17 protein-coding genes are annotated in these 23,360 nt (G+C 71.0%); 12 read left to right on the plus strand and 5 right to left on the minus strand.

Annotated elements, in window-relative coordinates; genetic code table 11:
* Window positions 1-6 precede the first annotated feature (6 nt).
* Window positions 7-1,851: a hypothetical protein gene (locus AB0C30_RS27040; RefSeq protein WP_357949300.1), complete on the minus strand. Its 1,845-nt coding sequence runs from the start codon at window positions 1,849-1,851 to the stop codon at window positions 7-9.
* A 98-nt stretch (window positions 1,852-1,949) separates the two neighbouring features.
* On the opposite strand from AB0C30_RS27040, the gene AB0C30_RS27045 reads away from it, so the two are divergent.
* The 5 genes from AB0C30_RS27045 to AB0C30_RS27065 all read left to right on the plus strand — a co-directional run bounded on the left by AB0C30_RS27045 (window position 1,950) and on the right by AB0C30_RS27065 (window position 9,751).
* A complete protein-coding gene (locus AB0C30_RS27045; RefSeq protein ID WP_357949303.1) occupies window positions 1,950-3,539 on the plus strand; it encodes a hypothetical protein in 1,590 nt (529 codons plus the stop codon).
* Between the two features lie 110 nt (window positions 3,540-3,649).
* Window positions 3,650-3,784 carry a hypothetical protein gene (locus AB0C30_RS27050; RefSeq protein ID WP_263655675.1) on the plus strand — a complete coding sequence of 45 codons (135 nt, stop codon included), beginning with the start codon at window positions 3,650-3,652 and terminating at the stop codon, window positions 3,782-3,784.
* Window positions 3,785-3,795: 11 nt separating this feature from the next.
* The gene (locus tag AB0C30_RS27055) at window positions 3,796-4,599 is read left to right on the plus strand and encodes a glycosyltransferase (RefSeq protein WP_357949306.1); all 804 of its coding nucleotides are present in this window, start codon (window positions 3,796-3,798) and stop codon (window positions 4,597-4,599) included.
* Window positions 4,596-5,699 carry a glycosyltransferase family 4 protein gene (locus AB0C30_RS27060; protein WP_357949309.1) on the plus strand — a complete coding sequence of 368 codons (1,104 nt, stop codon included), beginning with the start codon at window positions 4,596-4,598 and terminating at the stop codon, window positions 5,697-5,699. The genes AB0C30_RS27055 and AB0C30_RS27060 overlap by 4 nt, the downstream gene beginning before the upstream one ends.
* On the plus strand, window positions 5,696-9,751 hold the full coding sequence (locus tag AB0C30_RS27065; RefSeq protein WP_357949312.1) for an alpha-(1->3)-arabinofuranosyltransferase family protein: 4,056 nt from the start codon (window positions 5,696-5,698) through the stop codon (window positions 9,749-9,751). Before AB0C30_RS27060 ends, AB0C30_RS27065 begins: the two co-directional genes overlap by 4 nt.
* Here the strand turns inward: AB0C30_RS27065 and AB0C30_RS27070 are convergent.
* Complete coding sequence (locus AB0C30_RS27070; RefSeq protein WP_357949314.1) at window positions 9,669-10,850, minus strand: acyltransferase; 1,182 nt, start codon at window positions 10,848-10,850, stop codon at window positions 9,669-9,671. The two genes, AB0C30_RS27065 and AB0C30_RS27070, sit on opposite strands and share 83 nt — an antisense overlap.
* Before the next feature lie 80 nt (window positions 10,851-10,930).
* On the minus strand, window positions 10,931-11,650 hold the full coding sequence (locus tag AB0C30_RS27075) for a class I SAM-dependent methyltransferase (RefSeq protein ID WP_357949317.1): 720 nt from the start codon (window positions 11,648-11,650) through the stop codon (window positions 10,931-10,933).
* A 280-nt stretch (window positions 11,651-11,930) separates the two neighbouring features.
* Here AB0C30_RS27075 and AB0C30_RS27080 point away from each other — a divergent pair, with 280 nt between their 5' ends.
* Together AB0C30_RS27080 and AB0C30_RS27085 are read left to right on the plus strand one after the other, a co-directional pair.
* A complete protein-coding gene (locus tag AB0C30_RS27080; protein WP_357949320.1) occupies window positions 11,931-12,848 on the plus strand; it encodes a DUF3068 domain-containing protein in 918 nt (305 codons plus the stop codon).
* A gap of 137 nt (window positions 12,849-12,985) precedes the next feature.
* Window positions 12,986-14,092 (plus strand): nitronate monooxygenase family protein, encoded by a 1,107-nt coding sequence (locus AB0C30_RS27085; RefSeq protein ID WP_225295762.1) that lies wholly within the window; start codon window positions 12,986-12,988, stop codon window positions 14,090-14,092.
* 51 nt (window positions 14,093-14,143) lie between these two features.
* Here AB0C30_RS27085 and AB0C30_RS27090 read toward each other — a convergent pair whose 3' ends face one another.
* A complete protein-coding gene (locus tag AB0C30_RS27090) occupies window positions 14,144-14,953 on the minus strand; it encodes a crotonase/enoyl-CoA hydratase family protein (protein WP_357949323.1) in 810 nt (269 codons plus the stop codon).
* Between the two features lie 192 nt (window positions 14,954-15,145).
* Here AB0C30_RS27090 and AB0C30_RS27095 point away from each other — a divergent pair, with 192 nt between their 5' ends.
* From AB0C30_RS27095 to AB0C30_RS27115, 5 genes are read left to right on the plus strand one after another with little or no spacing between them, the layout of a single operon-like run.
* Complete coding sequence (locus tag AB0C30_RS27095; protein ID WP_357949326.1) at window positions 15,146-16,696, plus strand: acyl-CoA synthetase; 1,551 nt, start codon at window positions 15,146-15,148, stop codon at window positions 16,694-16,696.
* Complete coding sequence (locus AB0C30_RS27100; RefSeq protein ID WP_357949329.1) at window positions 16,686-17,582, plus strand: OB-fold domain-containing protein; 897 nt, start codon at window positions 16,686-16,688, stop codon at window positions 17,580-17,582. Before AB0C30_RS27095 ends, AB0C30_RS27100 begins: the two co-directional genes overlap by 11 nt.
* Window positions 17,582-18,601: a thiolase domain-containing protein gene (locus tag AB0C30_RS27105; RefSeq protein ID WP_357949332.1), complete on the plus strand. Its 1,020-nt coding sequence runs from the start codon at window positions 17,582-17,584 to the stop codon at window positions 18,599-18,601. Before AB0C30_RS27100 ends, AB0C30_RS27105 begins: the two co-directional genes overlap by 1 nt.
* A gap of 2 nt (window positions 18,602-18,603) precedes the next feature.
* Complete coding sequence (locus AB0C30_RS27110) at window positions 18,604-19,752, plus strand: thiolase domain-containing protein (protein WP_357949334.1); 1,149 nt, start codon at window positions 18,604-18,606, stop codon at window positions 19,750-19,752.
* Window positions 19,752-21,341, plus strand: coding sequence for an acyl-CoA synthetase (locus AB0C30_RS27115; protein ID WP_357949337.1), 1,590 nt, complete (start codon window positions 19,752-19,754; stop codon window positions 21,339-21,341). Before AB0C30_RS27110 ends, AB0C30_RS27115 begins: the two co-directional genes overlap by 1 nt.
* On the opposite strand, the gene AB0C30_RS27120 is transcribed toward AB0C30_RS27115, so the two are convergent.
* Window positions 21,299-23,329: a hypothetical protein gene (locus AB0C30_RS27120; protein WP_357949340.1), complete on the minus strand. Its 2,031-nt coding sequence runs from the start codon at window positions 23,327-23,329 to the stop codon at window positions 21,299-21,301. The two genes, AB0C30_RS27115 and AB0C30_RS27120, sit on opposite strands and share 43 nt — an antisense overlap.
* Between the last annotated feature and the right edge of the window lie 31 nt (window positions 23,330-23,360).

The raw sequence follows: 23,360 nt of genomic DNA on the forward strand, positions 1-23,360 counted from the left end.
GGGAGCTCAGGGGGTGACCGGCTGGAGCGGGCTCGGCGTCCCGTCGGCCCACGGTCTCGGGATGCCGATCTTGATCTCGCCGAGGCAGGCGTCCGGGCCGTTCGCCGTACGGATGACGAGCTCGGTCCCACCGCCCTTGACCGCGGCGAACGTCCAGCCGAACCCCTTCTCCGCGACCACCTCGTCCCGCCCGGTGCCGAGCCGTACCGACAACCGGGTGGCGGCCGGGTTGAGGTAGCCGACCTGGACCGTCCACTCGCCCTCGGGCAGCCGCGCCGGCAGCCGGAAGCGGACCTCGCGCGCGCCGACCGGCTTGCAGCCGGCGGGCTGGGGGATCGTCAGCCCGTCGATGCTCACCGGGCGCAGACGGCCCTGCGGGTCGAAGGTCAGCGGGTTGCGTACCGGGCCGCTGAGGCGCCTGGTCCAGGTCACCGGGTGCGGCGCGATCGGGCCGAGCACCTTCGAGGCCAGCGCGTAGTCGTAGAAGAAGATCGGGTAGACGACCTTGGCGGGCACGTGCGTGTCCAGCACGACCGCGTGCTCCGGGGCGCGCTTGAGCGCCAGCCTGCCGGTCTCGACGTAGCTCTTGACGTCTGCGCCGAACGGCAGCCGGGCGTAGGCCGCGACCGACCAGACCGAGCCGAGCGTGACCGCGGCGGCCAGCGGGAGCCAGGCGAACCTGAGGCGCGGCCAGGCGCGCAGCCAGGGGCGTTCCTCACCGGCGAGCGGGATGAACGCCAGGCCGATGGCGATCGCCACGACCGTGGCCGTGGACGACACGTAGCGCAGCTCGGCCCCGCTCAGATCCGGTCCGAGCTGCTGGATCCGGCCGATCATGACGGGCACGACGTCGGCCAGCGCGAAGTAGGCGAGCAGCACCAGCCACGCCAGCCAGGCCCGCCGCCGGAAGAGCACCGAGACCGCCAGCACGACCACCGCGACGCCGAGCCCGGCCCAGACCAGCGCGGGCGGCGTCCCGGCCATCGCGTAGTCCTCGCCGATCGGGCGCCACTGCCAGGGCCCGCCCAGCGACGTCGGCACCAGTGAGCTGGACAGCAGCGTCCAGGCGAACTTCGCCGCGAGCCCCGCGTCCGGCAGGCTGGGCTGGATCGTGTCGTTGGTGAGCTGCACCGAGGTGAGCAGCTGGCGGAAGAAGACGGCCGCGTAGCCGGCGAGCAGGCCCGCGTACAGCAGCAGGGCCGGCCACTGTCGCCGCCGGCTCCAGCCGAGCCAGCCCATGCTCAGCGCGACGGCCAGCAGCAGGATGAACGGCGCCTTGACGAAGAACGCCATCGCGAACAGCGTCCAGCCCGCCGCGGCCAGCGCGTGCCTGAAGCGCCCCGTCCTGGTGTAGAGGACGTGCGAGCACAACGCCATCGGCAGCGCGATCTGGAACGGCAGCGTCTCGATCACCACCGCCCACCACGACAGCGAGGAGATCGTCATCGGCGTCAGCAGGTAGAACCCCAGCGGCACCAGGATGGCCGGGCGCGCCCCGAACAGCAGGCGCAGCAGCCGCAGCAGGGCCAGGCCCGCCGCGCCTAACAGGGTGACCGTCACGACGTGCGCGAGGACGTCGTTGTAGACGCCCAGGCGGCCCATCGCCCACTGGATCGCGAACGGGCCGGGGACCAGGTGGCCGTAGTCGACCCGCATGAGGTAGTCCCACGTCAGGTCGTGCTCCAGGCCGCGGGCGATGAAGGTGAAGTCGTCCTGGCGGAAGTACGTACGCCGGACGAGGCCGGACTTCCAGACGAGCTGTACGGCGATCATCGCCAGGGCGGTGGCCATCACGGCGTCCCCGCCGCGCAGCCAATGACGGGCCCCCACCGTCGTCTCGCTCGTCGCCACCCCGCCCCCTCCAGGCCCCCTCAAGCCTCCAGCGGGAAGCGTAGTCATTGGGTGATTTGCGGGGAATGGCCGTTGTTCGGTTGTGATGTCATAGCGGGATGCCGCACACGACCCGAGCCGGACCGCTGTCGGCCGTGCTCGGGCTCGTCCTCGGCTGCCTCGCCCTCGGACCCGCTCTGGGCTGGGGTTTCATCCTGGTGCAGGACATGGTCTTCGTGCCGGACCCGGCTTTCTCACGCTTCACGTTCGGGCTGGCCGGCGGGGCGCCACGGGTGGTGCCCAGTGACGCGGTGGTCACCGCGCTGGCCACCGTCGTCCCGGCCGAGCTGGTGCAGAAGGCGATCCTGCTGGGGATCTTCGTGCTGGGCTGCTCGGGTGCCGCGCTGCTCGTGCCCTCGGGCCTTCTCGGGGCTCGGCTGGTGGCCGGGGCGTACTACGTGTGGAATCCGTACGTGGCCGAGCGGCTGCTGATGGGGCAGTGGGCCCTGTTGTTGGGGTACGCGGGGCTGCCGTGGGTGGTGCGCGCGGTCCTCGCCCGGGGCGGACTGCTGCTCGCCGTGCTGCCCGCCGCCGTCGGGGGGTTCGCGGCCATGACCGTCACAGCCCTCACGGCGCTGCCCGTCGCGGGGCGGCGGGTCCGGGTGGGCGCGGTGCTGCTGGCCGTCAGCCTGCCGTGGTTGCTGCTCGCGCTGCTGCGGCCGGGCGGGCTGAGCGGGGATCCGGTGGGTGTGGACGCGTTCGCGGCCAGGGCGGACGGGCCGTTCGGGGCGGTGGGCAGCCTGCTGTCGCTGGGCGGGATCTGGAACGCCAATGCCGTCCCGGCCGGGTACGAGACCGTGGTGGGTTCGGTGGCCCGGTTGGCGCTGGCCGTGGCGGGGATCGTGGGGTTCGTCCTGATGAGGGACCGGCCGAGAGGGCTGGGCGCTGCGGCGGCCATCGGGCTCGGGATCGCCTGCCTGGGGGTGACCGAGCCGGGGCGCGCGGTGTTCAGGTGGCTGGTCGGGGTGTGGGGCGGGTTCGCGGTGTTCAGGGACGCCCAGCAGTTCGTGGCGCCGCTGGCCCTGCTGGCCGCGGTCGGCCTGGGCGCCCTGACAAGAGAAGCCCTGACAAGAGAAGCCCTGACACGGGAGGCGCCGAAGCGAGAGGCGCTGACAAAAGAGGCGGGGAAGGCCGGGCGGTGGGCGGTCCTGATGGTGCTCGTGCCTGTGGCCGTGCTGCCGACCCTGGCATGGGGCGGGGCGGGGGCGCTGCGGGCCGTGAGCTATCCGGAGAGCTGGAGCCAGGCCCGTGAGGTGATGCGGCGTGATCCGGAGCCGGGCGACGTGCTGGTGCTGCCGTTCGAGTCCTACCGGAGGTTCCCGTGGAACGGGGACCGGGCGGTGCTCGATCCGGCGCAGCGCTACTTCGCCGTGCCGGGCCGGGAGGTGGTCGCCAACGACTCGGTACGCGTCGGTAGCATGGTCGTCCAGGCTGAGGACAAGAGGGTACGCGAGCTAGAACGCGTACTAGTAGGCCCCTCGCCAGACCCGGCCGCAGCGGGTTTCCGGTACGTCGTGGTCGACGCGGGGACACCGGAGGAGCGGCAGCGGTTCGCGGGCTGGCTCAGCGGAGCGAGCCTGCTAGTGGACACAGATGAGCTGAGACTGTACCGAACCGACCGCCGGTTTGTACGTTTTTTACAACACTAGGTCCGCTGATCAGCGTATTTATTAAGATTTCGTAGAGCTACTTCCGAGTAGCAAGAATTGGTTCTAAGTTTGGGACGCCCGTTCATTAGCCGCTCGAGGAGGAACCCCCCGTGATCAAGATCCTCTTAGCAGCGATCATCGGTGTCGCCGTCGCCGCGCTCGTCGCGACGGTCACCACCGTGTCCTTCACCGGGGCCACCGCGACGCCCGTCAACCGCCCGCTCTACAACTACGGCGACCGGTAGTCCGAGCCGTTATGCCGCCCTCCCCCCAAGGGGACGAGAGGACGAGCCGACCACCACTGCTCGAGATCGTCGTTCCCGCCTTCAACGAGGAACGGCGACTCCCGGGGGGGCTCCTGCAGCTGTGCGCGAAGCTTGCCCGCATGCCGTTCCCGACCGCCGTCATCGTCGTCGACAACAACAGCACGGACAGCACCGCTGAGATCGTCAGGACCTGGCCGCGGGGACCGGTTCCGGTTCGGCTCGTCGAGTGCGCGACTCCCGGCAAGGGTGCCGCCGTCCGCGCGGGGTTGCTCGACACCAGCGCTCCTTTCGTAGGGTTCTGCGACGCCGACATGGCCACCGATCTGGCCGCCATCGATGTCGCGTTCGGCCTGCTGCTCTCCGGTGAGCGCGTGGTCGTGGGCTCTCGGGCGCACGCCTTCTCCGACGTCGAGAACCGGCACAGCCGGGTGCGCGAGCTGGGCGCCGTCGGTTTCCGCGCGCTGGCCCGCGTACTGGTGCGCGGGGTGAGCGACACGCAGTGCGGCTTCAAGTTCTTCGACGGCGCGCTCGTCCGCGAGGCCGTCGCCGGGCTGCGTACCTACGGCTTCGCCTTCGACGTCGAGCTGCTGGCCCGCTGCGTCGCGTTCGGCTCCACGGTGCTGGAGATCCCCGTCAACTGGCGGGACATGCCCGGCTCCCGCTTCTCCCCGGCCAGGCACAGCGTCGGCATCCTGCTGGAGCTGGGCCGGATCTGGCTCAGACTGCGCGCCGTGCCGAGCCCCGGTGTCACTCCGAGGTGGGAGCAGCCGCTCGACCCCGTCGGATCTCCGTGAACGTCGCCGTCGTCAACTGGCGTGATCCGTGGCACCCGGCCGCCGGTGGCGCCGAGACGTACGCCTGGGAGATGGCCCGCCGCTTCGCGCGGGCCGGCGACCAGGTGTGCTTCGTCACCGCGCGGGCGCCGGGCCAGCTCAGGAAGGAGACCGTCGAGGGGGTACGGCTGGCCCGCATGGGCGGGCCGTTCACCGTCTACCCCTTGGTCCTGGTCTGGCTGGTGCTCCGCCGGGGCGTGTTCGACGCGGTGCTCGACTGCCAGAACGGCATCCCGTTCTTCACGCCGCTGGTGCTGCCGCGCCGTACCAAGGTCATGTGCGTGGTCCATCACGTGCACGACCGGCAGTTCGACGTGCACCTGCCCCGGTGGCTGGCGGTGTTCGGGCGCTTCCTGGAGGGGCCCGCGTCGCGGTGGACGTACAAGGGGCGCGACAGCGTGGCCGTCTCCCCCTCGACCGTGAGCGCCATGCGCGAGCGGCTCGGCTGGGTCGGCCCCATCCACATCGTGCCCAACGGGGTGAACGTCTCCACGGACGGAGACTTCCCCAGAAGCCGGACACCGCGGCTGGTCTGCGTCGGCAGGCTGGTCGCGCACAAGCGCGTCGACCTGCTGCTCGACGCGGTGGGCCAGCTCAGGAAGCAGTGGCCGGACCTCACCGTGGACGTGATCGGCAGGGGCCCGGAGGAGGCGCGGCTGCGCGCCCGGCTCCCGGAGGGCGTCACCATGCACGGCTACCTGCCCGAGGACGAGAAGGAGCGGCTGATCGCCGCCGCCTGGCTGCAGGTCAACGCCTCGCAGGGCGAGGGCTGGGGGCTGTGCGTGCTGGAGGCCGCCGCGCTCGGGGTGCCGACCGTCGCGTACGACGTGGACGGCCTCAGGGACGCGGTACGCCACGGCGAGACGGGCTGGCTGGTGCCCGAGGGCGTCGGGAGCACCGGCCTGGCCAAGGGCATCGCCGCGGCCCTCGACGAACTCAACGACACCTATCGCATGAAATGTCGGGAATGGGCGGGGAAGTTTTGCTGGGACCGGAGCGCGCAACGGCTGGCCGCGCTGGTGCATGGCCGTCCGACGGGACCCGGCTGGGAGGAGCCGTGATCGACAGGGTCCGGCACAGGCTCTGGCTGGCGCTCTGCTGCCTCGGCTTCGCCGTGCTGACGTTCACCACCAAGCCGGGCAGCATCATCTCCGACACCAAACTCGACCTGGCGCTCAACCCGGTCGGCTGGCTGGAGCGCGCCGCCCACCTCTGGGACCCGCAGCACTTCGGCCAGCTGCAGAACCAGGTGGCCGGCTACCTGTTCCCGATGGGCCCGTTCTTCGCGCTCGGCGACCTGGTCAACCTGGCGCCCTGGGTGACCCAGCGGCTCTGGATGACGGCGCTGCTGTGCGTGGCCTTCCTCGGCGTGGAGCGGCTGGGCAGGCAGCTCGGCGTCGGCACGCCGGGCACCCGGATCGTGGCCGCGCTGGCGTACGCGCTGGCGCCGCGCACACTGTCGATCATCGGCGAGATCTCGATCGAGTGGCTGCCCGCCGCGATGCTGCCGTGGATCCTGATCCCGCTGCTCACCGCCTCGGAGACGGGCCAGCGGGCCAGGGCGGCGGTCAGGTCGGGACTGGCCGTGGCGTTGTGCGGCGGCGTGAACGCGGTCGCGGTGCTGGCCGTCCTCGTCGCCCCCGTGCTCTACATCCTGACCCGGCCCAGCCCGGTGCCCCGCTGGCGGATGCTCGGCTGGTGGACGGGCGCGGTCGCCGTGGCCACCCTGTTCTGGTGGCTGCCGCTGCTGCTCGTGGGCCGCTACGCCTTCTCCTTCCTGCCCTATACCGAGACGGCCTCGACGACCACGCAGGTCACCTCGCTGACGAACGTGCTGCGCGGCGCCTCCGACTGGGTGCGCTACCTGACCGTCGGCGGCGTCACCGACCAGCCCGCCGGCTACGCGATCGCCACCTCGGCCGTGCTGGTCGCGATCACCGGCCTGCTGGCCGCGCTCGGCCTGGCCGGGCTGGCCCGGCGCGACCTGCCCGCGAAGGGCTTCCTGCTCGTGCTGTTCGTCGTGGGCGTGGCCGCGCTGGTCGCCGGGCACGTGAGCGCGCTGGAGCCGGTGGTCGCCGAGCCGGTGCGCTGGCTGCTGGACGGGCCGCTCGCGCCGCTGCGCAACCTGCGGAAGTTCGATCCGCTGGTACGGCTGCCGCTCGCGTTCGGCCTGGCGCACCTGCTGGCCGGGGCCCGGCTGCGGCTGCGCTCGGTGGCCCTGGTGGCCCTGGCCGGACTCGTGCTCCCCGTCTTCAACCAGGGACTGAGCGCTCCGGGCGACTTCAAGGAGGTGCCGCTCTACTGGAAGCAGGCGGCGGCCTGGGTGAACGAGAACGCCGGGGACGACGGCGTGCTGGTCGTGCCGGGCGCCAAGTTCGGCGAATACCTCTGGGGCCGGCCGATGGACGATCCCATGCAGCCGCTGTTCACCGCCCGCTGGACCACCCGGCAGGTCGCGGCGGCCGGCTCGGTGGGCCTGACCCGGCTGCTCGACGTCATCGACCAGCGGCTCACGGCCGGCTACGGCTCGGTGGGGCTGACCGACGTGCTGCGCAGGATGGGCGTGCGCTACCTGGTCGTCAGGAACGACCTCATGCGGGCGAACCTGCAGGGCGCCTGGCCGTCCAGGGTCTACGAGGCGCTGCGCGAGTCGCCGGGCATCACGAAGGTGCGCTCGTTCGGCGGGGAGGTCGGCGACACCGTCACGGACGACGTGATCGAGTCGGTGGACTGGCCGTTCCCCGCACTGGAGATCTACGAGGTGTCGGGCAGCTCCGACCTGCTCAGCGTGCAGTCGGCGGGCGACGCCGTACAGGTGCGTGGCGGCCCGGACTCCCTGCTCGCGATGGGCGATCTCGGGCTGCTCGGCGACGGACCCGTACTGGTGAACGACGACGCCGGCAAGCGCGAGGCGCCGGTCGTGGCCAGCGACGCGCTGCGGCTACGCGAGCGGCAGTTCGGTGAGATCCGGTCGAACTGGACGCCCACGCTGACGGCCGACAGACGCGACGACTTCTCCGGCGTCAAGACGCTCGACCTGCTCGAGAACGGCTGGCTGCGCGACACCGCCACCGCCGAGTACGACGGCATCTCCAGCATCACCGCCTCCTCCTCGGTGGCCGACGCCGAGGCGGTGCCCGGCCTCAGCGCCACCGGGCGCAGCCCGTGGGCCGCCATGGACGGCGACTACGAGACCGGCTGGGAGAGCGGCGGCTGGCACTGGCCCCAGGGCGAATGGCTGCGCGTGGACCTGCCCAGGCCGCGGGTGATCCCGCGCTTCCAGGCCACGTTCACCAACAACGTGCTGCTCGGGCAGTCGGTCAAGCGCGTGGCCGTGGAGACCGAGGGCGGCCGGATCGAGCAGGACGTCCAGCAGACCAACAGCCCCCAGTGGCTACGCGTCCCGCCCGGCGCGACGAGCTGGCTGCGCGTCAAGATCCTGGCCACGTACAACCGGAACTGGAGCTTCGTGCAGCGGGTGGGCATCACCGAGCTGACGATCCCCGGCATCCTGCCGGGCCGGACGATCCGGCTGCCCGGCGAGGGCGGCGACGCCTTCGTCATGGACCGGGGGCTCGACTCCCGCCCCTGGTGCATGCGGAACCAGAGCCGCTGGATCTGCAACCCGCTGCTGGCCAGACCGGGCGAAGAAGGCGCCGGATTCGACCGTACTTTCACCGTTGAGGCGGGGCGGAAGGCCGCGGTGCGCGGCTCCGCCGTCCTGCGCGACGCCAAGCTCGTCGACCGCTTCACCCGGCTGGGCGGGGACCTGACCACGGTGACCGGCTCGTCGCAGGCGACCAAGGACGCGGTGGTCGCGCCCCGGTCGGCGTTCGACGCCAACGCGGCCACCACCTGGCTCCCGGCCGCCGACGACCCCGAGCCCACGCTCACACTCGGCTGGCGGGCCAAGCGCGTCCTGTCGCGGATCCAGATCGCCCGGCCCGGCGGCGACAAGCAGCCGCTCGACGTGGCCGTGACCGGCGACAAGGGCGCCGTCCGCAGCGGCCGGGTGGACGCCAACGGCTACCTGACGTTCAAGCCCCTCACCACGACCCGGCTCAAGCTGCGCTTCTATCCCGCCTCCAAGCGGCTGCAGGTCACCGAGCTGGTGATCCCCGGCGTCGCGCCGGCCAGCAGGCCGGAGGGTGTGCCGTTCCGGCTGCCCTGCGGACAGGGACCGCGCCTACAGGTCAACGGCGCGACCGTGGCGACCAAGGTGAGCGGCACCTTCGCCGACCTGCTCGAACAGCGGCCGGTGAAGTTCACCGGCTGCTCCAAGGCCGCGCTGGCGGCCGGCGACAACCGGGTCAGGGCCGCCGGCTGGGACCCCTTCGCGGTGGAGAACCTGGTGATCGGCGCGCTCCCTGCCGGGCCCCCGGCCGTGGAGGGCGCGGCGGTCCCGAGCACGTGGTCGTCGTCGGTGCGCGAGGCGCGGGTGACGGCGCCGAAGGACGCCTTCCTCGTCGTCAACGAGAACTACAACGCGGGCTGGCGCGCCGAGCTCGACGACAAGGCGCTGCGACCGGTCCGGATCGACGGCTGGAAGCAGGCATGGGAGCTGCCCGCCGGCACGACGGGGACCGTGCGCATGGAGTACCTGCCCGACCGGCCCTACTGGCTCGCCCTCGCCGTGGGGCTGGCCGGGATCGCCCTGCTCACGCTGCTCGCCCTGGCGCTGCGCGGGCCGCGCCCCGAACACGTCATGGCGACCGCCGCCGCCGCCGACTCGCGGCTGTCGCGTTGGCGGGTGCCGTACGTGATCGTGCTGGGGCTGGCGTTCGGCGGCTGGGTGGCGGACTGGCCCGGCATGCTGGCGGTCCTGGCCGCCGTCGTGGCGGTGCTGCTGCTACGCGTACGGCGGGCGGTGGCCGTGCACTGGGTGGCCGGCTGGCTGTTCGGCGGGGCCACGGCGGCGCTGGCGGCGGCCATGGCGCTGCGCGACTACGGGGTGGACGTCGGGCTGCTGATGGACCAGGTGCCGCAGCTCATCGCCTGCGCGGCCATGGGCGTGCTCTTCGGGCAGCTGGTCACGGAGCCGGAACCACCGGCGGCTGAGCCCGAGCCGGCGGCGGTGGAGGAACAGGAGCTGGCCGGCGCCCGGCCAGCCTGAGCGCGCTCTCCTCGACCAGGTGGTAGCTGGTGGCGCTGATCAGCAGCGAGGCGATGAAGGTCAGGATCGCGACCTTGACGAAGTCACCGGTGAACGGCTGGTCGCCGGTGATCTTGTAGTACAGGGTGATCACTGGGGCGTGCCAGAGGAAGAAGCTGTAGGAGATGCGGCCCAGGTACGCCGTGACGGGATTGCCCAGCACGCGGTGCCTCAGCGAGTCGTGCCTGGAGGCGAGCGCGAACGGCGCGACCACCAGGACGGCCACCGACGTCTCCAGGATCATCCGCCAGAGCGACTGCGACAGCGTGGGCAGGGTGAGCGTGCGCGGCCCGGCCAACTCGGTGCTCAGCACCGCGTACAGCAGGAGGGCCAGCACCAGCAGCTGGGGCGCGAGCGCGTCCACGATCTGGCTCTGTTTGATCCACACCGACAGGACGGCCATGGCCATGCCGGCGGCGAAGTAGATCAGGTGATGCGGCAGCCAGAGCGCCAGCTGCGGCTGGTCGAAGACGTGCGAGACGACCACGCTGGCCAGGGAGACCACCGGCAGCACGGCGATGCCCGCGAGCAGCCTGACCGGCCGGTTGCCGCCGCGCGCCCAGGCGTGCAGGGCCCAGGCGAGCACCGGCAGCGCCAGGTAGAACGCCATCTCGATCGGCATCGTCCACATCTGGTAGAGGCCGTCGGGGGCGCGGTTCTGCTCGGTGTAGTTCTGCAGCAGCAATAGCCACTTCACCCAGCCGGTCCAGTCGAGCGAGCTCCACGCCCACAGGGCCAGCGCCGTGACCAGCCAGTAGGCGGGCATGACACGGACCACGCGGCGCCACAGGTAGCGTCCCGGCCGGGGGCGAGGCGTGTCCTCGATGACCGCGCGGGCCCACGGGCGGTAGAGCAGCAGGCCCGACAGCAGGAAGAAGATCGGCACGGCGATGCCCAGCCGGGTGGTCATCCAGGCGAACATGCCCTCGCGGTACATGATCCCGGTGTTGCCGCCGACGTGCAGCACCCAGACGCCGAGCGCGGCCAGGGCGCGGATGCCGTCGAGCGCGGCATCCCGGCCCGCCGGCGGGTCCGTCGAGGGCGCCAGTGGGTCCTTCACGGGCGCTTCCGGCGGACTCACGGGCGCTTGAGGAGGGCTTGGGGGCGTCTGCGGAGGGCTTGCGGGCGTCTGTGGGGCACTCATGGGCGCTTCCTGAGCACGAGGACGAGATTCCACGTGGCGAACTCCCTGACGATCGGCACCTTCAGCATCGGCCGCCACCACCAGGGCAGGTAGCGGGGCAGCACGTCGACCAGGTCGGCGTCCGTACGGGTCCGCGCCCAGCGCAGCCCGTCGGCCACCGAGACCGGATAGAGGCTCTGGCCGTAACGATTTTTAGGCGGCTTCCCGTTTTTATCCTCATATTTCCGGGCGGCCCGGTCGCCCCCCAGGTAGTGCCAGGGCGAGGTCTCGTGGCCGCCCCAGGGGGAGAGCCAGTTCGTGTACGCGAGGAAGATCAGGCCGCCGGGCCGGGTGACGCGCGTCATCTCGGCCGCCATCCGCCACGGGTCTGGAACGTGTTCCAGGACGTTGGACGAGAAGCAGACGTCGAAGGAGGCGTCGGCGAGCGGCAGATCGAGCGCGCTGCCGAGCACACCCCCGCTGGGGGCGCCCTGTCCGGCCAACTCGCCGGCGTCGACGTCCACGCACAGGCAGCGGGCGCCGTCGCGTCTGAAGGCGTCGGCGAAGTATCCAGGCCCGCCCCCCACGTCGAGCACCGTCTTGCCGGTCAACGTGACGTAATGCCGCAGCTGCGCGGCGGTGTCGGCGGCGAGCGTGGTGTAGTAGTCGCTCGGCGTGGTCTGCTCGGACCTGAACGCGCGGAAGAGGCGGATGGATCTGGCCAGATCGGCGCGCATACTCGCGGCTCCCGGATGCTTGACGGGCTCCCACAATAGAACGAAGCTCTGGCGGAGGCGATACCGCTGCGGGACGGGCGCGATAACATCCCGCTCGGACCGGCTTCATCGTAGAACCTGTTCCGATTCGTTATGCGGATGTAGCTGCAGCGATCTGTGATCGAATGCTACTTTCCAGTAGCGATCATGTTGCGGGTTCATCACACCCGCGATCTTGATGTCCGGGGGGACAAGTAAGCCGGCCTTCGTCGTATCCCTCGACCGCCAGGAGGATCCCAGAATGCGACGCACACCTGTACTCATTCTCGTCGCCGTCGGCGCGTTCCTGGTCGTACTGGCGGGAATGATCCGTTTCTGGGCGGCGGAAAGGATCATCGCGGCTCCGGCGGCCCAATACAGCGTCACCAAGCTGCAGGCCCCGGGAGCGCAATACTTCTCCATCGCCGACGGCAAGGTGCTGACCGCGGACCTCAGCATGCTCGTCACCACCCGTGGCGACGTCAAAGAGGCCACGGACAACCGGGTGGTCTGGGACGAGTTCACCGTGGTGGACGACGTCACCAACAGCAAGCCGCAGATCAGCCTCTCGGAGCGGCGCAGCGCCTTCGACCGGCGTACCGGGGTGGGCGTCAACTGCTGCGGGGTCAGCGTCAACAAGGAGCCGGTGAAGCTGGAGGGGCAGATCTACCTGTTCCCGTTCGGCGTGGAGAAGAAGACGTACAAGGTCTTCAACCAGACGGCCAAGAAGGCGTTCGACACGACCTTCGTCGGTGAGGACACCGTCAACGGGCTGCCGGTCTACAAGTTCCAGCAGGTCGTCCCGGCTACGAAGGTCGCCACGCTGACCGCCCCCGGCTCGCTCTTCGGCGTGACCCAGTCGGGCGACATCCAGCTCGACCGCTGGTACGAGGGCACCGACACCTACTGGGTCGAGCCCAACAGCGGCGCCCCGGTCAAGGAGGAAGTGCGCCGCAACGAGACGCTCAAGACCCAGGACGGCGTCGAGCGCGCCAAGGCCCTGGTCGCCACCGCCTCGTTCACCCCGCAGACCATCACCGAGATGGTGCGCACGGCCACGGACGCCAAGAACCAGATCACGCTGCTGAAGACCACGATCCCGATCGTCCTGCTCGTGCTCGGCCTGCTCGCGCTGGCCGTCGCGGTCCTCCTCGGCCGCCGCCGCCGCGAAGGCGAGTAACTCGTACGGCTGGTACAGGGCGCCCGCGACTCGTTCCGGGCGCCCTGTCCGTTTGTGTGGTTATTTGTCGGACCGACGAAAAGTTCTAGTACTAGAACACGTTGCAGTTTCTTCGCCGCCGGTCGTATTGTCGGCCCATGCGGACACGTGTCACGGACATGTTCGGAATCGAGCTACCGATCTTCGCCTTCAGCCACTGCCGCGACGTGGTCGCCGCGGTCAGCCGGGCCGGCGGGATGGGCGTTCTCGGTGCCCTCTACTTCACCCCAGAAGAGCTCGAAATGGAGCTCAAGTGGATCGACGACCACGTCGACGGCCACCCGTACGGCGTCGACGTGGTCATGCCCGCCTCCTACGAGGGCGCCGACTTCGCGCCCGAGGAGCTGGTGGGCCGCCTGCAGACGATGGTCCCGGCGGGCCACCGGCAGTTCGTCGAGAACCTCCTGGCCGCCCATGGCGTGCCGCCCCTGTCCTCGGACGCCGACGCGGGCAAGGTGCTGCTCGGCTGGACGGACGTCACCGCCCGCCCGCAGGTGGAGACGGCTCTGCGGCACCCGATCGCGCTGCTGGCCAACGCGCTCGGCCCGCCGCCCGCGGACGTGGTCGAGCTCGCCCACTCGCACGGCGTCAAGGTCGCCGCCCTCGCCTCCACCCCGCGCCACGCGCTCAAGCAGGTGGAAGTGGGCGTGGACGTGGTGGTGGCGCAGGGCACGGAGGCCGGCGGGCACACCGGCGAGATCTCCACCATGGTCCTGATCCCTCAGGTGGTGGACGCGGTGGACGTACCGGTCCTGGCGGCGGGCGGCATCGGCAACGGCCGCCAGATGGCCGCCGGCATGGCCCTGGGCGCCGAGGGAGTCTGGACCGGCTCGCTCTGGCTCACGGTCGAGGAGGCCGACACTCCCGAGATGGCCAAGAAGCGCATCCTGGAGGCCACCTCCCGCGACACGGTCCGCTCGCGCAGCTGGACGGGCAAGCCGGCCCGCCTGCTCAAGAACGAGTGGACGGACGCCTGGGAGTCGCAGGAGTCGCCCGGGACGCTGCCGATGCCCCTGCAGTTCATGCTGGTATCGGACGCGCTGCGCCGCATCGGCCGCTCGGACGCCGCCGAACTGGCCACCTTCCCGGCCGGCCAGATCATCGGCATCACCAACCAGGTCCGGTCGACGCGCGACGTCATGTACTCACTGATGGAGGAGTACGCGGAGGCCACGGAACGCCTGGGCCGCATCACCGGCGACTGATCCGCCGTCAGAGGTAGCGGGGGAGTCCCCGCTACCTCGGCGCCGTCGTGCTCAGTGGCCCTTGTAGGTGGCCGCCCGCTTCTCCTTGAAGGCCCTGGCGCCCTCGCGGGCGTCCTGGGAGCCGATCACCGGCCAGCCGATCTCGTCCGAGACCTTGAGGGCCTCCGGCTCCGGCATGCCCAGCGTGTCCCGGTACGTGCGCAGGATCGCCTGCACCGCGAGCGGCCCCGAGGTGGCGATGTCGTCCGCGATCTCCCGCGCCACCGCCAGCGCCTGCCCGTCCGGTACGACCCGGTTGACCAGGCCCATGGACAGGGCCTCCGCCGCGGTGATGGAGCGGCCGGTGAGCAGTAGGTCCATGGCGTGGCAGTACGGGATCTGCCGGGGCAGGCGGATCGCGCTGCCGCCCATCGGGAACAGCGCCCGCTTGGCCTCGAACAGGCCGAGTGTGGCCGACTCCGCCACCACCCGCAGGTCGGTTCCGACCAGCAGTTCGGTGCCGCCCGCCACCGCGTAGCCCTCGACCGCCGAGACGATCGGCTTGGTCGGGAGGTCCTCGCGGAGCAGGCCCTTCCAGTGGAAGTTGGGGATCTGGGCGGCGCGCGCCTGGACGTCGGCGTCTGTCGAGGGCTGTCCCATGGCCTTGAGGTCGGCGCCGGCGCAGAAGGTGCCCTCCGCGCCCGTGAGGATGGCGGCCCTGACCTCTGTTTCAGCCGACACGTACGCCCAGGCCGAGGCCAGGCCGATCAGCATGTCGGAGGAGAGCGCGTTGCGCGCCTCCGGCCGGTTCATGGTGACGATGACGACGTGGCCGTCGCGTTCGACTCGGCAGTGGGGGGTGCTGATCGGCAGGAGCTCCACGGACGCCTCCAGGTAACGAATCAAGCGCTTGTTAGGCAGCGATCCTACCCTGTGGCGAGCCCGCGGACGATGATGGCGGCACGACCTCGATCAAGCGCTTGCTACGACTCCGGTGCCGGGATACGCTGCCCAGGCAAAACGAGAACAAGTTCTTGTTTATCGGGGCCTCGGACCACCTGAAGAGGAGTTTCGATGGGCACGCTCGGTTTCTGGAGACTGGCGCAGGCGGATCCGGACTGGATCGCGTGCGTGGACCCAGACGGTACGGAGCACCGCGCGGGCGACCTCCTCGCCCGGTCGAACCAGTTGGTGCACGGCCTGCGCGAGCTCGGGCTGAAGCCAGGAGACGGCGTCTGCGGCCTGGTGCCGAACGGCGTGGACGGGCTCGTCCTCTACCTGGCCGCGTTACAGGCCGGCTGGTACTACACGCCGATCAACTGGCACCTGACCGGGCCCGAGATCGCCTACATCGTGGCCGACAGCGAGGCCCAGGCGTTCTTCGTGCACCCCAGGTACGCGGCCGAAGGAGCCAGGGGCGCCGAGGCCATCGCGCCTGAGCGGCGCTTCGCCGTAGATGATGGCGATATTTCGGGGTTCCGGCGGATCAGTGAGCTGACCGACGGGCAGCCGGACACCGCGCCCCCCGACCGTACGGCCGGGCTGACCATGCACTACACCTCCGGCACGACCGGCAAGCCCAAGGGCGTCCGGCGGCCACTGAACGGGCTCGACCCCGACGACGCCGCCGAGATGCTGTCGTTCCTGCCGGGCCTGTTCGGCATCACCCGGGGCCGGCCGAACGCGCACCTGATCACCTCGCCGAACTACCACACCGCCGTCACCCAGTTCGGCGGCACGGCCCTGCACATGGGCCACACCCTCGTCTACATGGACAAGTGGGACGCCGAGGAGATGCTTCGGCTCTGCGAGAAGTACCAGGTCACGAACTCGCACATGGTGCCCACCCACTTCAAGCGCCTCCTGGCACTGCCCGAGGAGACCCGCCACAAGTACGACCTGTCCTCGCTCAAGTGGATGATCCACGCGGCCGCCCCCTGCCCGGTGCCGGTGAAATGGGCGATGTTCGAGTGGTGGGGCGACTGCGTCTACGAGTACTACGCGGCCACCGAGGGCGGCGGCACCCTGGCCACGCCGGAGGGCTGGAAGGCACACCCGGGCACGGTCGGCTCCGCCTGGCCGATCAGCGAGCTGCTCATCGTGGACGACGCGGGCGAACCCCAGCCGACCGGAACACCCGGGACGATCTACATGAAGATGCTCGGCGCCCGGTTCGAGTACAAGGGCGACCCCGCCAAGACCGCCGAGAACCAGCTCAAGGACTACTTCACCGTCGGCGACATCGGCTACCTGGACGAGGACGGCTTCCTCTACCTGTGCGACCGCAAGGCCGACATGATCATCTCGGGCGGGGCGAACATCTACCCCGCCGAGATCGAGAACGAGATCATGATCCACCCCAAGGTCGCGGACGTGGCGGTGTTCGGCATCCCGGACGAGGAGTGGGGCGAGCAGATCAAGGCCATCGTCGAGCCCGCGCCGGGCTCGGCGCCGGGTCCCGAGCTCGCGGCCGAGATCCTCGCCTCGCTGGAAGGCCGCCTGGCCAGGATGAAGTGGCCCAGATCGATCGACTTCATCGAAGAGATGCCCCGCGAGCCCAACGGCAAGCTGCTCAAACGCAAACTCCGCGCACCTTACTGGGAGGGACACGACCGTGCCATCTGAACCGCTGGTGGCGGAGCACGTACTGGAGTTCCCCGGCGGCTACGCGCGCACGACCGGGCCGGTGATCGGACGCTTCCTGACCGAGCTGCGCGGCGGCCGGATCGTCGGCGTGCGGACCGCCGAGGGCAAGGTGCTGGTGCCGCCGCTGGAGTACGACCCCGCGAGCGGCGAGGCCGTCACGGAGGAGTTCGTCGAGGTCGGGCCCGCGGGGACGGTGACCGCGTGGGCATGGGTGGCCGAGCCGCGCGAGAGCCACCCGCTCGACCGGCCGTTCGCCTGGGCGACGATCAAACTCGACGGCGCCGACACCGCGCTGGTGCACGCCGTCGACGCGGGCAACGCCAAGGCGCTGCGGATCGGCAGCCGGGTCTGGCCCGTCTGGCGGAGTGAGCGTACCGGTCACATCACCGACATCTCCTACTTCGCGCCGGAGGTCACGAAGATCGTGTCCCCCGTGCGGGCCGAGTACCGGCTGCAGGTGGGCGGGTCGCTGCTGACCTTCCTGGAAGGCGTCGAGCGCGGCGTGTTCCTCGGCGGCCGGTGCCCCAGCTGCGAGAAGGTGTACGTCCCGTACCGCGTCTTCTGCCCGGCCTGCGGTGGCCCGATCGCCGACCAGCTCGAATTACCCGACACCGGCACGATCACCACGTACGCCATCAACAACCTGCCCGACCCGCGCGCCCCCGAGGTGCCCTTCGTCTCCGCCTACATCCTGCTCGACGGGGCGGACATTCCCATGATCGCTTTGGTCGGTGGCGTCCCGGCGCACGAGGTGCGGCAGGGCATGCGGGTCAGGGCCGAATGGGTGCCCGAGGGTGAGCGGACGAAGTCCATGGCCAACGTCCGATGGTTCGCCCCCACCGGCGAGCCGGATGTGGAGCTCTGATGCGTGAGGTAGCCGTCGTCGCGTTCGCCCAGACCCGCCACACCGACCATGACGGCGGCCTGAGCGAGCCCGAGCTGATCCTGCCCGTCATCAACGAGGTCAAGGAGTCGACCGGGCTGAAGCGGTTCGGCTTCACCTGCTCCGGCAGCTGCGACTACCTCGCGGGCGCGCCGTTCTCGTTCGTCTCCGCGCTCGACGCGCTCGGCGCGTGGCCGCCGATCTCCGAGAGCCACGTGGAGATGGACGCGGCCTGGGCGCTGTACGAGGCGTGGGTACGCCTGCAGCACGGCGACATCGACTCCGCCCTGGTGTACGGCTTCGGCAAGTCGTCGCTCGGCGACCTGCGCGAGATCATGACGCTCCAGCTGGACCCGTACTATCTGGCGCCGCTCGGCCTCGACCAGCTCTCCTTCGCCGCCCTCCAGGCCAGCGCCGCCGGCGCCGAACGCAAGGAGCTCGACGAGATCGTCCGGCGCAGCCGGGCCGACGGCCGGAGCAACCCGTACGCGCTCGACCTGCCCGAGGACGTCGGCGACGAGTACGCGGTCGAGCCGATCAGGAAGTCGGACGTCGCCCCCATCACGGACGGCGCGGCGGCGATCGTCCTGGCGGCCGGCGACCTGGCCAGGGAGCTGTGCGCCAAACCCGCGTACATCAGGGGCATCGCGCACCGCATCGAGCCGCACTATCTGGGCACCCGCGACCTGGCCCGGTCGGTCTCCGCGGCCGACGCCGCACGGGCCGCGGGGGTCGGCAAGGGGCCCGTCGAGGTGGCGGAGCTGCACACGCAGTTCGCCCACGAGGAGCCGATCCTGCGCCGGGCGCTGGAGCTGCCCGACGGCACGGTGATCAACCCGTCCGGCGGCCCGCTCGCCGCCAATCCGGTCATGGCCACCGGCCTCATCCGCATCGGCGAGGCGGCCCGGCGCATCCACGACGGCACGGCCGCCCGCACGCTCGGCCACGCCGCCGGCGGCCCCTGCCTGCAGCACAACCTTGTGACCGTCCTGGAGGCATGAAAATGGGCAACAGGTGTGCCGTGATCGGCGTCGGTCAGACGCACTACACGACCAAGCGCAGGGACGTGTCGATCGCCGGGCTGGTCCGCGAGGCGGCCGTCCGGGCCCTGGAGGACGCCGGGCTGACGTTCAAGGACATCGACGCGGTCGTCGTCGGCAAGGCGCCCGACCTGTTCGAGGGCGTGATGATGCCCGAGGCGTACCTGGCCGACGCGCTCGGCGCGGCCGGGAAGCCGATGATGCGCGTGCACACCGCGGGCAGCGTCGGCGGCTCCACCGCACTGGTCGGCGCGAGCCTCATCCAGGGCGGGGTGCACGACCGGGTGCTGGTCGTGGCGTTCGAGAAGCAGTCGGAGTCCAACGCCACCTGGGCCCTGTCCACCCACCTGCCGTTCAGCGCGTCGCTGGTGGTCGGGGCCGGCGGCTACTTCGCGCCGCACATCAGGGAGTACATCCGCAGGACCGGCGCGCCCGAGCACGTCGGCCACCTGGTGGCGGTCAAGGACCGGCTGAACGCACTCAAGAACCCCTACGCCCACCTGAAGATCCCCGGCATCGACCTGAAGATGGTCGAGTCGACGCCCATGCTGTGGGAGCCGATCCGCTACCTGGACACCTGCCCGTCCAGCGACGGCGCCTGCGCCATGGTCCTGTCGTCGGAGTCGGCGGTCACCGGCACGCCCGCGTGGCTGCACGGCACGGCCATGCGCTCCGAGCCGATCTTCCGCGCCGACCGCGACACGGTCAGCCCGCAGGCGGGCAAGGACTGCGCGGCCGACGTCTACCGGCAGGCGGGCGTCACCGACCCGCGCCGCCAGATCGACGTGGCCGAGGTGTACGTACCGTTCTCCTGGTACGAGCCGATGTGGCTGGAGAACCTGGGATTCGCGGCCGACGGCGAGGGCTGGAAGCTCACCGAATCCGGCGCCACCGCCCTCGACGGCGACACCCCGTGGAACGCCTCCGGCGGCGTGCTGTCGAGCAACCCGATCGGGGCGTCGGGGCTGATCAGGTTCGCCGAGGCCGCGCTCCAGGTACGCGGGATGGCGGGGGAGCACCAGGTGGACGGCGCCCGGCTGGCGCTCGGCCACGCGTACGGCGGGGGAGCCCAGTTCTTCGCGATGTGGATCGTCGGACGGGAGAAGCCCTGATGGAGTTCAACCACGCCGACCTGTTCGAAGGGATCGTGGACGCGGTCGGCGACCGGACGGCCGTCGTCTGCGACGACGAGCGCCGCACCTTCGCCGAACTGGACGCCGAGGCGAACCGGATCGCCCACTACCTCCAGGACCTCGGTATCAAGCCCGGCCAGCACGTCGGGCTGCACCTGTACAACAGCATCGAATACGTCGCCGGGATGCTCGCCGCGCTGAAGATCCGGGCGGTGCCGATCAACGTCAACTACCGCTACGTCGAGGCCGAGCTGCTCTACCTCTACCGCGACTCCGACATCCGGGCGCTGATCTACGACGTGGAGTTCGAGCCGCGGGTGGCGGCGGTCATGGGGGAGGCGCCCCTGCTGGAGCACCTGATCTCGGTCGGCGGCCAGTCGTCCGTCGCGACCGCGGTGCCGTACACCGAGGTGCTGGAACGCGGCGCGCCCACGCGCGGCTTCGAACCGCGATCCACGCAGGACGTCTACATCATCTACACCGGCGGTACGACCGGCATGCCCAAGGGCGCGATGTGGCACGTCGAGGACCTGTTCGTGGCCTTCGGCGGCGGCAACCCGTACGGCGCGCCGCTCCCGACCCCGCAGGCGGTGATCGACCAGGCGGCCGCCGCGAACCCGCCCATGGTGATGATGGCCGCCGCGCCGCTGATGCACGGGGCCGCGCAGATGGGCACGTTCGTCAGCTGGTGGATGGGCTCGACCGTGGTCTACGTGCGCAAGTTCAGCGCCGACGCGGTGCTGCGGGCGCTCGCCCGCGAAAAGGTGGCCACGCTGAGCATCACCGGCGACGCCATGGCCAGGCCGCTGGCGGAGGCGTTGGAGAGCGGCGACTACGACACGTCCTCACTCATCGCGCTCAGCTCGACCGGGGCCATCCTCACCGGATCCGTACGCGACCGGCTGCAGCGGGCCCTGCCCAACGTCATGATCCTCGACAGCTTCGGCTCCACGGAGTCCGGCTACACCGCCTCCGGGGTGGCGGGCTCCTCACCCGAGGCGGGGCTGCGCTACCAGCCGAACGCCACGTCCGGGCTCGCCGTGCTCGACGAGAAGCTGCGGCCCGTCCAGCCGGGCTCGGGGGAGCTGGGCACGGTGGCGAAGTCGGGGCCGATCTCGTTCGGCTACTACAACGACGCGGAGAAGACCGCCCGTACGGTCGTCACCGACGCCGAGGGCACCCGATGGCTGCTGACCGGCGACCTGGCCAGCGTCGACGCCGACGGCACCGTGAACGTCTTCGGGCGCGGCTCCCAGTGCATCAACACCGGCGGGGAGAAGGTCTTCCCCGAAGAGGTGGAGGCGGTGCTCAAGGGGCATGACGCCGTCTTCGACGCGGTGGTGACCGGGATACCGGACGAGCGGTGGGGCAACCGGGTGGCGGCCGTGGTCGAGGCGCGCGAGGGGGTGGCGGTGACGACGGACGAACTGGACGCGCACTGCAGGCAGCGGTTGTCGGGGTACAAGGTGCCTCGTACGTACGTGTTCGTGGACGAGATGGTCCGGTCACCGGCGGGCAAGGCCGACTATCGGTGGGCCCGGCGGCAGGCGGAGTCCGGCGGCTCGTAAGCCCCGGGTGCAGCGGCTCGCGCCTGCTCCGCCTCCTCGTGGTGGCCCAGCTCGGTCTGGCAGAAATCGAGCCGGGCCTGGGCCACGGCGCGGAACCGGTCGTCCTCGATCACCCGGGTGCCCCGGTGCAGCACGACGCTGGCCTCCAGCACCCGCCCCGCCTCGATCAGGGCGTCTCCGAGCATGAGCAGCCCGTTGGCCAGATGACCCATGAGGACCGGATCGCCGGACGCGAAGCGCTCCAACGCCGCCACCGCCTCACCCAGCGGCCGTACCGCGTCGGCGTGCCTGCCCTGGCGCATGAGCGCGGTGGCTTCGGCCTGGGACCAGGCGATGGCCTCCAGCGCGTCGTGCGGCCGGTGGAGAGCGGCCAGCGTCGCGCCCAGGACCGCGTACGTCATGGCCGCGCCGACCGGCTCGTCCAGCTCGTCGCAGAGATCGGCGGCCCGCTCGACCTGCGCCAGCGCCTCCACAGCCCGCTGCCGTCCGAGCAACGACCTCGCGTAGACGCACAGGCAGCGCACCAGCGTGCCGCGTTCCACGTCCCCATCCGTGTCCCCCAGCAGCGGCCGGAGTGCGGCCTCGACCTGGTCGCCGAGTCGCGCGGACGGCTCGGCCGCCGCCTCCTCCAGCAGCCCGTCGAGCCGGGCGGTGAGCAGTGACAGCAGCGCCGACCGTACGGCGGGCCGTTCGCTCGACCGCCGCAGGACGTCCAGCATCCGCAGGAGGTGCCCGGCCGATCTGGCCGGATGGTCGTGTACGGCCAGCACGAGCGCGTCCAGACCCTCGGTCTCGGCCAGAAACTGCTCAGCCACGACCTCCGGCCCCAGAGGCGCCAGCCTCCCCCGTGGCCCGCCTCGGCCCGGGAAGAGGCGGGCCAGCCAGTCGCCCAAGGCCAGACCGCGGTCGTACGTCTGGGATCCGGGCACCGCCGACAGTAGTTCCCGCAGCTCTTGGCGGGTGGGTGTGGTGAGCGTGACCAGGGCCACCGCCTGCCGGGCCGTCACGGCGTCCACCGGCTCGTGCCCGTCGGGCCATACCGTCATCCACTGCTGCTGCTCGTACATCAGGAACCGGCTCAGCAACTCCCCACCCTCGACGTCGTCCCCGCGCAGCCGCATCAAGGCGGCCAGGTGCACGCGCAGCGGATCGCCGTACCCCGGATCGTCGACAGCGGGCAGGACGGCGCGGGGCGACGCGAACGCCCGCATGGCCGCCGCCGCGTGCCCGACCCGCTCGGCGGGCGTCAACGGACGGTCATCAAGCCGGACGGTGACGCTGCCCAGCTCATTCAGCTCCTTCGGCAGGCCACCGACACCAGGCAGGCTGCTCAGGTCACCCATGCCACTCACGCCAGGTCCGCCACTCAGGCTAGGCCCGCCAGGCCCGTCGGGCGCGCCTGGTAAGCCGCCGACACTGGGCATGCCACTCGCGTCAGGCGCGGCGTTGGCGCGGTGCTCTGTACGGTCGGCGGCGGCCAGGACCAGGCGACGCCACCACTCGCCGTCGGCGGGCTCGCGGGTGAGCAGCAGGATCCTGACCCGGCGACGGCGTCGCTGACCGGCGCCGAGGTGTCCGATGAGTTCGCCGATCGCCGCCGCCCACGGTTCCGGGTGGTCGACGGCGAGGAGGGTGGGGCGGAGTACGTCGAGGCGGGTGGCGCAGGGGTAAGGGGTGGTGAGGAAACCGGCGTCCCAGCCGACCTCGGCGAGCTCCGTGCACAGCTCGCCCGCCAGCCGGGTCTTACCCGTGCCGCCCCGGCCCGTCAGCACCGCGATCGACAGCGGTGCCGGGTCGTCGGCCCAGGCGCGTAGCGTCGCCAGCTCCTCGCGGCGCCCCAGGAAGGGTACGACGGCGTGCTCCGGCACCAGCAGCGGCCAGTCCGGGCAGTCGGGCGGCAGCGGTTCGCGGGCGCGCCGCAGGAGGCTCGGCAGAGAGTGGACCTCGACGACGCGCTTGACCCCGAGGCGGTGCGGTGGCCTGTCCATGGGGCCCGCCTAGTCGCTACGTCCCGATGTG

It is taken from the genome of Nonomuraea sp. NPDC048901 (assembly GCF_040649695.1).
Classification (GTDB): Bacteria; Actinomycetota; Actinomycetes; order Streptosporangiales; family Streptosporangiaceae; genus Nonomuraea.